The organism is Rhodovulum sp. 12E13 (genome assembly GCF_003340565.1).
In the GTDB taxonomy this organism is placed as follows: domain Bacteria; phylum Pseudomonadota; class Alphaproteobacteria; order Rhodobacterales; family Rhodobacteraceae; genus HLUCCA09.
The window spans coordinates 163029-176139 of sequence record NZ_QPLK01000006.1 but is presented as its reverse complement, the minus strand read 5'-3'; the positions used below and the strand labels follow the sequence as shown (position 1 = coordinate 176139).

The 13111-nt window shown below is 73.4% G+C and carries 10 protein-coding genes; 4 read left to right on the top strand and 6 right to left on the bottom strand.

The features are described from left to right. Positions 1 to 2 precede the first annotated feature (2 nt). The 3 genes from DLJ49_RS07745 to cysS all read right to left on the bottom strand — a co-directional run bounded on the left by DLJ49_RS07745 (position 3) and on the right by cysS (position 4000). Complete coding sequence (locus tag DLJ49_RS07745) at positions 3 to 707, bottom strand: squalene/phytoene synthase family protein (protein WP_369932505.1); 705 nt, start codon at positions 705 to 707, stop codon at positions 3 to 5. Positions 708 to 823: 116 nt separating this feature from the next. Further along, entirely contained in the window at positions 824 to 2497 is a 1674-nt protein-coding gene (gene cimA / locus DLJ49_RS07740) for a citramalate synthase (protein WP_199533327.1), read from the bottom strand. A gap of 93 nt (positions 2498 to 2590) precedes the next feature. Further along, positions 2591 to 4000: a cysteine--tRNA ligase gene (gene cysS / locus DLJ49_RS07735; protein WP_115392958.1), complete on the bottom strand. Its 1410-nt coding sequence runs from the start codon at positions 3998 to 4000 to the stop codon at positions 2591 to 2593. Positions 4001 to 4389: 389 nt separating this feature from the next. Between cysS and DLJ49_RS07730 the strand changes: the two genes are divergently transcribed. Further along, positions 4390 to 5604, top strand: a complete 1215-nt coding sequence (locus tag DLJ49_RS07730) for a pyridoxal phosphate-dependent aminotransferase (RefSeq protein ID WP_115393005.1) — start codon at positions 4390 to 4392, stop codon at positions 5602 to 5604. On the opposite strand, the gene DLJ49_RS07725 is transcribed toward DLJ49_RS07730, so the two are convergent. The 3 genes from DLJ49_RS07725 to DLJ49_RS07715 form a co-directional block, all read right to left on the bottom strand. Next, positions 5601 to 6302, bottom strand: coding sequence for a DUF2306 domain-containing protein (locus DLJ49_RS07725; protein WP_115392957.1), 702 nt, complete (start codon positions 6300 to 6302; stop codon positions 5601 to 5603). The genes DLJ49_RS07730 and DLJ49_RS07725 overlap by 4 nt on opposite strands. A gap of 132 nt (positions 6303 to 6434) precedes the next feature. Next, entirely contained in the window at positions 6435 to 6899 is a 465-nt protein-coding gene (locus tag DLJ49_RS07720; RefSeq protein WP_115392956.1) for a DNA polymerase III subunit chi, read from the bottom strand. A 25-nt stretch (positions 6900 to 6924) separates the two neighbouring features. Further along, positions 6925 to 8406 (bottom strand): leucyl aminopeptidase, encoded by a 1482-nt coding sequence (locus tag DLJ49_RS07715; RefSeq protein ID WP_233488836.1) that lies wholly within the window; start codon positions 8404 to 8406, stop codon positions 6925 to 6927. A gap of 197 nt (positions 8407 to 8603) precedes the next feature. Here DLJ49_RS07715 and lptF point away from each other — a divergent pair, with 197 nt between their 5' ends. The 3 genes from lptF to DLJ49_RS07700 are packed head-to-tail and all read left to right on the top strand — an operon-like array spanning position 8604 to position 13011. Continuing rightward, positions 8604 to 9764 carry an LPS export ABC transporter permease LptF gene (gene lptF / locus DLJ49_RS07710; protein ID WP_115392954.1) on the top strand — a complete coding sequence of 387 codons (1161 nt, stop codon included), beginning with the start codon at positions 8604 to 8606 and terminating at the stop codon, positions 9762 to 9764. Further along, positions 9761 to 10870: an LPS export ABC transporter permease LptG gene (gene lptG, locus DLJ49_RS07705; RefSeq protein WP_115392953.1), complete on the top strand. Its 1110-nt coding sequence runs from the start codon at positions 9761 to 9763 to the stop codon at positions 10868 to 10870. Before lptF ends, lptG begins: the two co-directional genes overlap by 4 nt. Beyond that, the gene (locus DLJ49_RS07700) at positions 10867 to 13011 is read left to right on the top strand and encodes an LPS-assembly protein LptD (protein ID WP_115392952.1); all 2145 of its coding nucleotides are present in this window, start codon (positions 10867 to 10869) and stop codon (positions 13009 to 13011) included. Before lptG ends, DLJ49_RS07700 begins: the two co-directional genes overlap by 4 nt. The last annotated feature ends 100 nt before the right edge of the window (positions 13012 to 13111 follow it).

Genomic DNA, 13111 nt, shown 5'->3' with positions numbered 1-13111 from the left:
GCTCACCAGCCGCCCAGCAGGACCCGCCGCAGCAGCCCCGCGCGGCGGGCAAACTCGCTCTCGGCGAGTTCGCCCCGCGCGACTCGGCCCGGATCGGCCACCGCGCGCCTGAGCGTCGCCTCCGTCCGCCACCCGGCGAGCAGTGCCGGCCGCACCGCCTGCGGCACCGTCCCCCGCGCCGCACGCAGGCGCGCAAGCCCCTCGTGCGCCCATCCGCGCACCGCCTCCGGCCGGCCATCGGGCAGGGGGTGCTTTCCGCGCGCCTCGAGGTCCGGGATCGCGCGCAGGTAGGCGGCCAGCCCCGCTGCCCAGCCCGCTGCGCGCACCCGTGGCTCGAGCCCGGGCTGCGCTCCGAGCAGGCGGGCCGCCGCCCATGTCAGCCCGGCCCCGGTCGCATCGAGGAACTCCTCGACATGGCCCGCGTCCTCGAACCCGCTCGCATCGAGATGCACCCGGTGCGCCGCGACCAGCCGGTCGAGCGTCTCCAGCTGCAGCCGCCCCTGCGCCGCCACCGACGCCAGCGGCCCGGCCACCTCGTGCGCCCGTGGCGGGGCGCCCGCGCCGATCTCCGCCACCACGTCACGCCACCATTGCAGCCGCATCTCGCCGATCATCGGCTCGGCGCTGACGAAGGGCGCGCGCGCCACCTCGAGGTTGAAGGCGTAGAGCGGAAACAGCAGCGCCCGTGCCGGCACCGGCGCCGCCATCGTCGCGCGAAACCGGTCGGGATCGCCCCGCGCCACGATCTGCGCGCAGGCGGCGACGCCCTCGGGGTCGAAATCCACCCCGCCGGAGCCTGCCCCCCCAGCGCCCCGGCCGGCGCTCACCGCGCCGCCACGGCGACGCGCTCGGCCGCTCCGTCGCGCACCAGCTTCCAGCGGATCGCGTCGGTCAGCGCCTCGAAGGACGCGTCGACGATGTTGGCCGACACCCCCACCGTCTGCCAGCGACGCCCCTGCGCGTCCTCGCTGTCGACAAGCACGCGGGTCACAGCGTCCGTGCCGCCATCGGTGATCCGCACCTTGAAGTCGACGAGCCGGATGTCCTCGATGAAGGGCTGGTAGGGGCCGAGATCCTTTGCGAGCGCGCGCGCGAGCGCGTTGACCGGTCCCCTGTCCCGCCCCGTGTCGTCCATCGACTCGCTGACCGATAGCTTCTTCTCGCCGCCCACCTTCACCACGACCACGGCCTCCGACAGCGACACCATGCGATCCCGCTTGTTCTTGCGCCGTTCCACCGTCACCCGGTAGCGCTTGACCTCGAAGAAGTCGGGCATCAGCGCCAATTCGCGCCGCGCCAGCACCTCGAAGCTCGCCTGCGCGGTGTCGTAGGCATAGCCCTCGGCCTCGCGCTCCTTCACCGTCTCCAGCAGCCGCGGCAGCGCCGGGTCGTCGCGCTCCACCTCTATGCCCGCCTCGGCCAGCCGGGCCCGCAGGTTCGACTGCCCGGCCTGGTTCGACATCGGCACGACGCGCACGTTGCCCACGAGCGCGGGGTCGACATGCTCGTAGGTCGCCGGGTCCTTGACGACCGCCGAGGCGTGCAGCCCCGCCTTGTGCGCGAAGGCCGAAGCGCCGACATAGGGCGCGCTCTTCACCGGCACCCGGTTGAGGATGTCGTCGAGGAGCCGCGACACCCGCGTGAGCTTCGCCAGCGCCTCCCGGCTCACCCCCGTCTCGAACCGGCTCGCCCAGGGCTCCTTCAGGAGCAGCGTGGGGAGCAGCGTGGTGAGGTTGGCATTGCCGCAGCGCTCGCCGAGACCGTTCAGGGTGCCCTGCACCTGCCGCGCGCCCGCCGCCACCGCCGCGAGGGTGCCCGCCACCGCCGTGCCGGTGTCGTCGTGGGTGTGGATGCCGAGCCGCTCCCCCGGCACGCCGGCGGCGATCACCTCGGCCACCACGCGCCCCACCTCGTCGGGCAGCCGCCCCCCGTTGGTGTCGCACAGCACCACCCAGCGCGCGCCCGCCTCCAGCGCCGCCCGCAGACAGTCCATCGCGTAAGCGGGATCGGCCGCGTAGCCGTCGAAGAAGTGCTCGGCGTCGAAGATCGCCTCACGCCCCAGCGCGACGAGGTGCGCCACCGAGGCGCGGATGTTCGCGAGGTTCTCCTCCCCGGTGATCCCCAGCGCCCTCTCGACATGGAAGGGATGCGCCTTGCCCACGAGGCAGACCGTCCCCGTCCCGGCATTGACCACACCTGCCAGCACCCCGTCGTTCTCGGCCGAGCGCCCCGCGCGCTTCGTCATCCCGAAGGCCGCGAGCCGCGCCCGGCCCAGGCGCGGCGCCGCCTCGAAGAAGGCGCTGTCGGTCGGGTTGGCCCCCGGCCAGCCGCCCTCGACATAATCCACCCCCAGCCCGTCGAGCAGCTCGGCGATGCGCCGCTTCTCGTCGAGCGAGAACTGCACCCCCTGCGTCTGCTGCCCGTCCCGCAGCGTCGTGTCGTAGAGCCACAGCCGCTCCCGCGCGCCGTCCACGCCTGCACCTGGATCACCGACCATGCCCTGCCCTCGCCCCATCATCCTGGCCGAAATACTCCGGGGGCGTGGGGGCTGGCCCCCACTCCTGCCCTCTCCGCCGGCGCGCCGCGAGGGTCACCGCCCGGCCTCCGGCTCGGCGGCGAGCGCCCGCAGCCGCTCGCCGTCGAAATCGACGCCGGGCACCAGGTCGATCCCCTCCTTCGACATGCGCACCTCGACGCCCGCCGCCTTCAGCGCGGCCTTCAGCCGGTCGACCTCGGTGAAATCCCCGCTCGCCTTCGCCGCCTCGCGCGCCGCGCCGAGCTGATCCTTCAGCTCGACGAGGCAGGTCATGTCGGCCCCGCTGGCCGGGCCCGCCGCGGTCCAGCCGCCCAGGTCGTCGGTGAGCAGGCCCATGACCTCCGCGGAGGCGCGCAGCGCCGTGCTGTCGCCCTCGTTCGCCAGCCGGTGCAGCTCCGCCAGCGCCCGGGGCGTGTTCAGGTCGTCGGCCAGCGCCCGCTCCACCTCCGGGTGCACGTCGCCCGGAGGCACGCCCCCGGTCAGGGCCCGCCATTTCCGCAGCGTCGCCTCAGCATGCTTCGCCTTGTCGTCGGTCCAGTCCATCGGCTTGCGGTAATGCGTCGACAGGAACACGAACCGGATCACCTCGCCGGGAATGCCCCGGTCGAGCAGGTCGCGCACCGTGAAGAAGTTGCCGAGCGACTTCGACATCTTCTTGCCCTCGACCTGCAGCATCTCGTTGTGCATCCAGATCCGGGCGAAGCCGCCCCCGGGATGCGCGCAGGCCGATTGCGCCAGTTCGTTCTCGTGGTGCGGGAACATCAGGTCGTTGCCGCCGCCATGGATGTCGAAGGTCTCGCCCAGCAGCGCGTGCGACATCGCCGAGCACTCGATGTGCCAGCCGGGCCGGCCGCGGCCCCAGGGGCTCTCCCAGCCCGGCTCGCCCTCGGCGGAGGGCTTCCACAGCACGAAATCCATCGGGTCGCGCTTGTAGGGCGCCACCTCGACCCGCGCGCCCGCGATCATGTCGTCGACCGAGCGGCCCGACAAGGCGCCGTAATCGGAAAAGCTCTCCACCGAGAACAGCACGTGCCCGTCGGCCGCGTAGGCGTGGCCGCGCGCGACCAGCCGCTCGATCATGGCCACCATCTGCGCGATGTAGGCCGTTGCGCGCGGCTCGTGGGTGGGCGGCAGGACGCCGAGCGCGGCCATGTCCTCGTGGAACCAGCGCGTCGTCTCCGCGGTGATGTCGGCGATGGGGCGGCCCGTCTCGGCGGCGCGCGCGTTGATCTTGTCGTCGACGTCGGTGATGTTGCGGACATAGGTGACGGCATGCTCGCCGTAGACATGCCGCAGCAGGCGGAACAGAACGTCGAAGACGATGGCGGGCCGCGCGTTGCCCAGATGCGCCCGGTCGTAGACGGTCGGTCCGCAGACGTAGAGGCTCACCTTCCCCGGCACCACGGTCGGCTCCAGCGGCACCTCGCGGCGGGTCCTGCTGTCTCTCAGCCGGATCTCGGCCATGCCTGTCCTCCTCGCGTGTCGCATCCTCGCGTGTCGCGTCCTCGCGGGCGCCGCGGCGGGTCAGGGTCTCGACGAAGGGATACGAGGGCCGGCCCGCCTGACGCTGTCAGCCGGTAATGCAAAAGATGATGCAGCTGGGCGCCGTCATGCGGCGCGGCATATCCCGAATCGGGTGCCGCGCCAAGCCCGGAAGCACGCCCGCCCGCGCCGCCGGCTGGCCCCGCGCGATCCGGCGCTCCGCGGTCTCGCGCCTCCCGGCCGCGCGGCGCGCGCCTGGCGGCTTCTTTCTGTTCCAAATACGCAAAGGCGGCCGGTCTCCGCCCGCGCGCCGCCGGGGCGGGGCGCCCCGCACGATTGACAGCGCGCACCGCCCGTGCCCTCTGCGGCGCATGCAGATCTCGCGCAGACTGGCCCACCTCCTGCCAGGAGGCGACGACGGCTGGCACGTTCACTACCGCGCGCAGGCGCTGGCCGCGGCGGGCGAGGCGGTCGTGCCGCTCACGGTGGGCGAGCCCGACGCGCGCACCGACCCCGCCATTCTCGACGCGATGGACCGGGCCGCGCGCGCGGGTGCCACGGGCTACGCCCCCGTCGCGGGCCTGCCCGGGCTGCGCGAGGCAGTGGCCGCGCGGGTGGCGCGGCGCAGCGGCACGGCCACGGGGCGCGACAACGTGCTGATCGTGCCCGGCGGCCAGGCCGGCCTGTTCGCGGCCCATCTCGCGGCCCTCGGCCCCGGGCAGGCGGGGCTGATCGTCGACCCCTTCTATGCGACCTATCCCGGCACGGTGCGCGCCGCGGGCGGCCGCGCCGTGACGCTCGCCGGGCGGGCCGAGGCCGGCTTCGCCCCCGACCCCGCCCGCATCGTGGAAGCGGCCCGGGTGGAGGGTGCCGGCAGCCTGCTCGTCAACTCGCCGGGCAACCCGACCGGCCAGGTCTGGCCCCGCGCCACGATCGAGGGGATCGCGGCGGCCTGCGCCGAGGCGGGGCTGTGGCTGATCTCGGACGAGGTCTACGAGACGCAGGTCTGGGAGGGAGAGCACCTCTCGCCGCGCGCCCTGCCCGGCATGGCCGGGCGCACGCTCGTCGTCGGTTCGATGTCGAAGTCTCACGCCATGACCGGCAGCCGCATCGGCTGGGTCGTGGGGCCGGAGGCGGCCGTCGCCGCGATGGCCGATCTCGCCACGCATACCACCTACGGCGTGCCCGGCTACATCCAGCAGGCCGCGCTCTGGGCGCTGACCGAGGGCGGCGACGCGCTCGAGGCGCGCATCGCCGCGCCGTTCCGGCGGCGGCGGGCGCTGGTGCAGGCGGCGCTCGGCCCCTGCCCGGCCCTGCGCCTGCTCCCGATCCAGGGCGCGATGTACGCCCTCGTCGACATCCGCCGCACGGGCCTGTCCGGCACTGCCTTTGCCGAGGCGCTGCTCGCGGCAAAGCGGATCGCGGTGATGCCGGGCGAGAGCTTCGGCCGGGCGGCGGCTGGGCACGTGCGGATCGCGCTCACCGCTCCCGACGACGTGCTCGGGGAGGCGCTCGACCGTATCGCCCGATTCGCCGCGGCGCAGGCGCAGGCGCAGGCGCAGGATCGCGCCGCGACTGCCGGCTAGGCGCGGGCGGCACGCCCGCCGCGCCGCCTCTCGTGCCACAGCCACAGCTCCAGCAGCGCGAGCCACGGCAGGAAGAAGGCCCAGACCTGCACCCGATCGAAGACGTCGGTGAAATCGGGCGTCGAGGCGATGCCCCCGGTCGCCGCATACCAGATGCCGTACTGCACCCGGTAAAGCCAGGAGGCGATCGCCAGAACGACCAGACGCAGCGCCCAGGTCCGGTGCCGCGCATAGGCCCCCGCACGAGCGAAGCGCCAGGTCTGCGCGGCGGCAAGGGCCAGAAGCGCGCCGTAGAGGGCGAAGGCCACGCTCATCTCCGGCCCGCCGATCGTGCCGCGCGCCCCGATCCAGGCGAGGCCCGCGGCAGCGGTCACGAGCGACAGGCAGACGACGATGCGCCCGGCAAGGCGATGCAGGGCCGGCGCCCGCGCCCGGATCTGGGGCACGAGTTGCAGCGGCGCGAGCACGGTGATCGCCGCGCCCGTGGCCATGTGCAGGAAGATCGCGGCCGAGACCGCCACGCCCGGCGGGTCGAACCGGCTCTCGGGCCACAGGTCTCGCGTGAGCCCCGCCCAGCCCAGTTCCGCCGCGTGGCGGGCGAAGGGCGCGGCCATCAGCGCCAGCAGCGCCAGCGCGATGGCCGCGCCCCGGCGGGGTGGGCGCCGGGGCGCGGCTGCGGAGGGGACGGGGCTCGGCATCTCTTCTCCTCTCGGCCGGCAGAATAGCGCTGCGCGGCGCGGCGTCGCCAGCGAAAGGGAGCGGTGCCGGGCAGGGGCGTCGCGGGGCGGGGCAGCGTCGCGGGGCGGCGGCGCTCGGCGGGCCGGCGGCGATCAGCCACCCGAGCGCGCCTTCATCTCCCACCGCCCCGATTCCTCCGACCAGTATTGCGCGTCGGCACCCGCGGCGGTCAGCGTCTTCCACTGGCCCCGGGCGTGGGCGAGCTGCCCGCCATCGGCCCCGTCGAACAGGATGCAGACGCGGGCGAAGCGCGCCACCTCCTCCGGGCCGACCTCGGCGCCGTCGACCGCCATCAGGCAGTCGGGCGCGTTGGGCGCATCGGCGGCGTCGGTCAGCAGCACCGGCTGGCGCGCGTCGTGCGCGCCCCCGGCAAGGCCGTGCGGCAGGAACCGCTCCTCGGGGCCGAGCCACAGCGCCTGGTCAAGCTGGCCCAGCCGCGCACGATCGGTCCCCCGCACGGCGACGCGCCAGCCCCGGGCGAGCGACTTTTCCAGCAGCATCCCCAGGGCGGCGGGCAGCCCGCTGCGGGTGAGGTGGTAGAACAGCACGTCGCCCATGCGGCCCCCTGCGCCGTTGCCGCCACTATCCCTCGAACCGGTCGCGCACCAGCCGGTCGAGCGCCAGCACCCCCCAGCCCGAGGCGCCCTTGGGCGCGAGATCGGGCTCCGAGGCGGGCTTGGTCACGCCGGCGATGTCGATGTGGATCCAGGGGCATCCCTCCTTCACGAAGCGATGCAGGAACTCGGCCGCCGTGATCGAGCCCGCCCAGCGCCCGCCCACGTTCTTGACGTCGGCGATCTGGCTCTTGAGCAGCTTGGCGTAGGAGGGGCCGAGCGGCATCCGCCAGGCGCCCTCGCCCTCGGCCTCGGCCGCCGCGAGGAAGGCGCCGGCAAAGGTGTCGTCGTTGGAAAAGACGCCCGCCCGGTCATGCCCGAGCGCCACCAGCATCGCGCCCGTGAGCGTGGCGAGGTCGACCATCGCGGCGGGGGCGAACCGCTCATGCGCGTACCACATAACGTCGCCCAGCACGAGCCGGCCCTCGGCATCGGTGTTGATCACCTCGACGGTATCGCCCTTCATCGAGGTCACCACGTCGCCCGGCCGCTGCGCCCGTCCCGAGGGCATGTTCTCGACCAGGCCGACGAGGCCCACCACGTTGGCCTTCGCGCCCCGCGCGGCGAGCGCCTGCATGGTGCCGGCGACGACCCCGGCGCCGCCCATGTCCATGGTCATGTCTTCCATGCCGCCGGCGGGCTTGATCGAGATGCCGCCCGTGTCGAACACCACGCCCTTTCCGACCAGCGCCAGGGGCGCCGCGCCCGCCTCGCCGCCGTTCCAGCGCATCACCACCATCTTGGAGGGGCTGTCGGAGCCCTCGCCCACGGCGAGCATCATCTCCATCCCCTCGCGGCGCAGGTCGGCCTCCTCCAGCACCTCGACCTCGACGCCGAGCGCGGTCAGCGCCATCAGGCGGTCGGCGAAGGTGGTGGTGGTGAGGATGTTGGCGGGCAGATTCACCAGATCGCGGGTAAAGGCCACCCCCTCGGCGAGCGGGCGCATCGCGAGCACCCGCTCGGCGAGCGCCTCCGGCTTCGGCACGGCGAAGGTGAAGGGGCCGGGTGCGTCGTCGTCATCGTCCTCGCCGGCGCTCTTGCAGTCGCGGAAGGCGTAGGCGCGCAGCATCGCTCCCAGCGCCACCTGCTCGGCCGCGGCGATGGCGCCCGCGAGCACCAGGGCGGGCCGCGCCCCGACCGCCCGGGCGATGGCGGCCCCCGCGCGGCGGGCGGTCAGCGCATCGGCCTTGCGCGGCAGCTTGACGACGACGAGCGATTCGGCCGCGAGCCCGACGGGGAAGGCCATGCTCTGCGCCTCGCCCGGCTTGGCCTTGCCCCAGCCGTCGCTTTCGAGCAGCCGCGCCAGCGCCCCCTTCGTCAGCCGGTTGACCCGCCGCGCCGCCCGGTCGAGCCGGTCGGGCCCTTCGGCGAACACGACGACACGGCCCTCGGCCTCGGCGATGGCATCGAGGTCGAGAGCGGTCACGGGGCAGTCGGGCAGATCGGTCACGGGGCCTCCTCCGGCGTGGTTTGTCCCATGACTAGCCCGGGCCGCGGGCCGCCGCCAGCACCGCATTTCGCCACCCTTTCGCACCCCGACCCTTTCCGCCCCCGGCGGGTTTCGGCTAGGCTCGGCGCACGGGCCGCGGGCTGCCGCCCCCGGCACGCCGCGCCCGTCCGGGGCGCCGACACGGGGGACAGGGGCCGGTGAAGCGGTTCGACCGTTACGTTCTTTCGCAGCTTCTGCTGCTGTTCGGGTTCTTCGCCCTGATCCTCGTGTCGATCTACTGGATCAACCGGGCGGTGATCCTGTTCGACCAGCTCATCGCCGACGGGCAGTCGGCCGGCACGTTCCTGGCGCTGTCGCTGCTGACGCTGCCCAATGTCATCCGCATGGTGCTGCCCATCGCGGCCTTCGTCGCCACGGTCTATGCCGTCAACCGCCTCACGGTGGAGAGCGAGCTCGTCGTCGCGCAGGCGAGCGGCCTGTCGCCCTGGCGCCTCGCCCGGCCCGTCGTTGCCTTCGGGCTGATCGCCTCGGCGCTCATGGGCGTGCTGGTGCATGTGCTCGTGCCGCAGAGCCGCATCGCGCTGGCCGAGCGCGAGGCCGAGATCGAGGCCAACGTGACCGCCCGCATCCTCAGCGAGGGGCGCTTCCTGCACCCGACGGGCGGCGTGACCTTCTACATCCGGGAGATCACGCCGCAGGGCGTGCTGCAGGGCGTGTTCCTGTCCGATGCCCGCGATCCGGGCACGCGGACGACCTACATGGCCGCCGAGGGCTACATCGTCCGCGAGGGCGAGAGCGGGCAGCCGACGCTGCTGATGCTCGACGGCTCGGCACAGACCTACGAGGTGAGCGCGCAGCGTCTCTCGACCACGGTCTTCGACAGCTTTTCCTACGACGTGGCCGACCTCGCGGGGGATGCCGGGCGCGGCAGGCGCGACGTGCGCGAATACCCCACCCACGTGCTGTTCGCGCCGTCCGCGCAGGCGCTGGCGGAGACGGGCGACGAGGTGGGCGACTTTCTCTACGAGGCCCATCTGCGCGTCGTGCAGCCCTTCACCCCGCTCATCGCCGCGCTCGTGGGCTTCGCCGCCCTGCGGCTCGGGGGCTATTCGCGCTTCGGCGTCTGGAAGCAGATCGGGCTGGCGGTGGGCGTCATCATCCTCGTGCAGGTGGGCGAGAACGCGGTCGCCGACGCCGCGCGCCGCGACACCGACCTGTGGCCGCTGATCTACGCGCCGTTCCTAGGGGGGCTCGCGGCGGCGCTGACCATGCTGTTGCTCGCCGCGCACCCGCCGGTGCGGCTGCGTCCGCCGCCGCCCGAGCCCGGGAGCGAACCGGCAGCGGGGGCGAGGGCATGAGGCTGCATCTCTATTTCGCGTGGAAATACCTGAAGGCGTTCGCGGGCATCGCCTTCGTCCTCGGCGTCGTCATCACGCTGCTCGACATGGTCGAGCAGCTCCGCCGCTTCGACGCCTCCGAGATCGCGCTCGCAGGCGCCATGGAGCTGGCGCTGCTGTCGATGCCGCAGGCGCTCTACCGCATTTTCCCGCTGCTCGCGATCCTCGCCACCATCGCGCTGTTCCTCAACTTCGCGCGCACCTCCGAGCTGGTCGTCACCCGCGCCGCCGGGCGCTCGGCCCTGCGGGCGCTCGCCGCGCCGGTGGCGGTGGCGCTCCTGATCGGCGCGGCGGGGGTGGCGATCCTCAACCCCATCGTCGCCGCGACGCTGGCCCGTTACGAGGCGCGGGCGGCCGAGGTCTCGTCGGAGGGCGGCTCGGTGCTGTCGATCAGCGCGGAGGGGCTGTGGTTGCGGCAGGGCGGCGAGAGCGGGCAGACCGTGATCCGCGCCAGCCGCGCTAATGCCGACGGCACGACCCTTTTCGGCGTCACCTTTCTCGAATTCGCGCCGCCGGGCGACGGCAGCGCACTCGGCGCCGTCCGGCGGATCGAGGCGCACTCGGCCTCGCTCTCGCCCGGACAGTGGCATCTGACGGACGCCAAGGTCTGGCCGCTCGACCAGCTCAACCCCGAGTCGAACGCCACGACCGTCGCGCAACTCACCGTGCCTACCACGCTCACGCCGGACCAGATCCGCGACAGCTTCGGCACGCCCGCCTCGGTGCCGATCTGGGAGCTGCCGGCCCATATCGACAGCCTGACCCAGGCGGGCTTTTCCGCGCGCCTTCACCGCGTGTGGTTCCAGATGGAGCTGGCGCTGCCGCTGTTCCTCGCCGGCATGGTGATGATCGGCGCGGGCTTTACCATGCGCCACACCCGCTTCGGGCGAACGGGGCAGATGGTGATGCTGGCGCTCGCCATGGGCTTCGGCATCTATTTCATCCGCAACTTCGCCCAGATCCTCGGCGAGAACGGCCAGATCCCGGTGGCGTTGGCGGCCTGGTCTCCGCCCGTGGCGGCGATCCTGCTGTCGCTCGGGCTGCTGCTGCATCTGGAGGACGGATGAGCGCGGGCGCACTCCTGCGCGCCGCCGCTCTGGCGGCGGCCCTCGCCGCGGCGCCGGCCGCCGCGCAGGACGCGCCCGACGGGGAGGGGGCGGAACCCGCCACCCTGCTCGCCGACCGGGTGGAGATCGACGCCGCGGGACGCCTGATCGCCAGCGGCGACGTCGAGGCCCTGCAGGGCGAGACGCGCCTGACCGCGAGCCGCATCGTGTATGACGGGGCGACCGGCGCGCTGTCGGTCGAGGGGCCGATCACGATCGCGCAGGGCGCGGGCGAGGCGCTTCTGCTGGCCGACGCGGCCGAGCTCTCGCCCGATCTGCGCGACGGCCTGCTGCGCTCGGCCCGCCTCGTGCTCGACCGCCAGCTCCAGCTCGCCGCGGCCGAGATCAACCGGGTGGAGGGGCGCTATACCCAGCTCTCCAAGGTGGTCGCCTCGTCCTGCGAGGTCTGCGCGGCCAACCCGGTGCCGCTCTGGCAGATCCGCGCCAGCCGGATCGTGCACGACACGCAGGAGAAGCAGCTCTACTTCGAGAATGCGCGCTTCGAGCTCTACGGCGTGCCGGTGCTCTACTTGCCGCAGCTGCGCCTGCCCGATCCGACCCTCGAGCGCGCGACAGGCTTTCTGGCACCGCGTTTCGTGCGCACCGACGAGCTGGGCTTCGGCATCAAGGCGCCCTATTTCATTGCCCTTTCGCCCAGCCGCGACCTGACCCTCGCGCCCTACGTCTCGGCCCGGTCGCTGACGGTGGAGGGGCGCTACCGGCAGGCGTTCCGCACCGGGACGCTGCAATTCGACGGCGCCATCTCGCGCGACGACATCGTGCCCGACGAAGTGCGCGGCTACCTGTTCGGTCGCGGGGCCTTCTCGCTGCCCCGCGGCTATCGGCTGACCTTCGATGTCGAATACGCCTCGGACGCCGACTACCTCGACGATTACGGCTTTTACGGCAAGCGCAGGCTCGACAGCTCGCTGCGGCTGGTGAAGGCCGAGCACGACTACCTGTTCGAGGCGGAGGGCCTTCATTTCTACGTCCCCGGCGCCGATGTCGGCAACGAGCGGCGCCCGTCGCTGATCGGCGATCTCTCGGTCACCCGCCGGTTCGATCTCGCCGGCGGCACCGGCAGCCTGCGGCTCGCCGCGCACGGCCACGAGCGCCCCTCGTCCGAAGACGTGCTGGGCCGCGACGTCGGCCGGATCGAGGCCGAGCTGGGCTGGCGCGGCGACGCGGTGCTGCCGGGGGGGCTGCTGTTCGCCGCCGAGACGCGCCTGCTCGCCCAGGCCGACGCCTACGGCGACGACAGCGACAACCGGGACACGCAGACACGGGTGATCCCGGCCGCCGCGGTGGAGTTGCGCTGGCCGTGGGTCAAGCAGGGCAGCGGCGCGTCCCACGTGATCGAGCCCGTAGCGCAGATCGTCTGGACGGGCGAGGAGGCGCTGACCGACCGCCCCGCCGAAGAGAGCGGGCAGGTCGCGCTCGACGAGGGCAACCTCTTCTCCTTCTCGCGCTTCCCCGCGGGCGACCGGCTCGAGGCGGGGCTGCGCGCCAATCTCGGCCTCTCCTACACCCGGCACGACCCCGGCGGCTGGTCGCTCGGCCTCGCCGCAGGCCGGGTGCTGCGCGCCGACGACGAGGGGCAGTTCGCCCGGTTCGACGCGCTCGACGGCGCGCGCTCCGACTGGCTGCTGGCCGCCCGGCTCGATCTGGCGCAGGGCTTTCGCGTCGACGGCCGCGCCCTTGTCGACGACGACCTCGAGGCCGAGCTGATCGAGGCGCAGTTCGGCTGGGCGGGCGAGCGGCTCGACTTCGCCGGCAGCTATACCTGGCTCGAGGCCGCGCCCGCCGAGGCCCGGCCCGAGGCGGTCAACCAGTGGCGCGTCGACGGGGCGCTGCGCTGGAACGACCGCTGGAGCGCCTCGGCCGACATCGCCTACGACCTCGCCCGCGACCGCGCCGCCGACGCGACCTTCGGCGTGGAATACCGCGCCAACTGCGTCACCGTCGATGTCGGCCTGCGTCAGCGCTACACCGAGCCCGACCAGGACGACCCCTCGACCTCGATCGACTTCGGCATCGAGCTCGCGGGCTTCGGCGGCACCTCCGACGGCCCTCGCCCCCGCAACCGCTCGTGCCTGCGGTGAGGGGCGTCCGGGCCGCAGCCCCGCCGTGGTCTCGTCGTCAAACCTGCGCGCCGGACGGGCGGCGACGGCTTGGCACCGCCGACCGCCTCGCCTACACAGG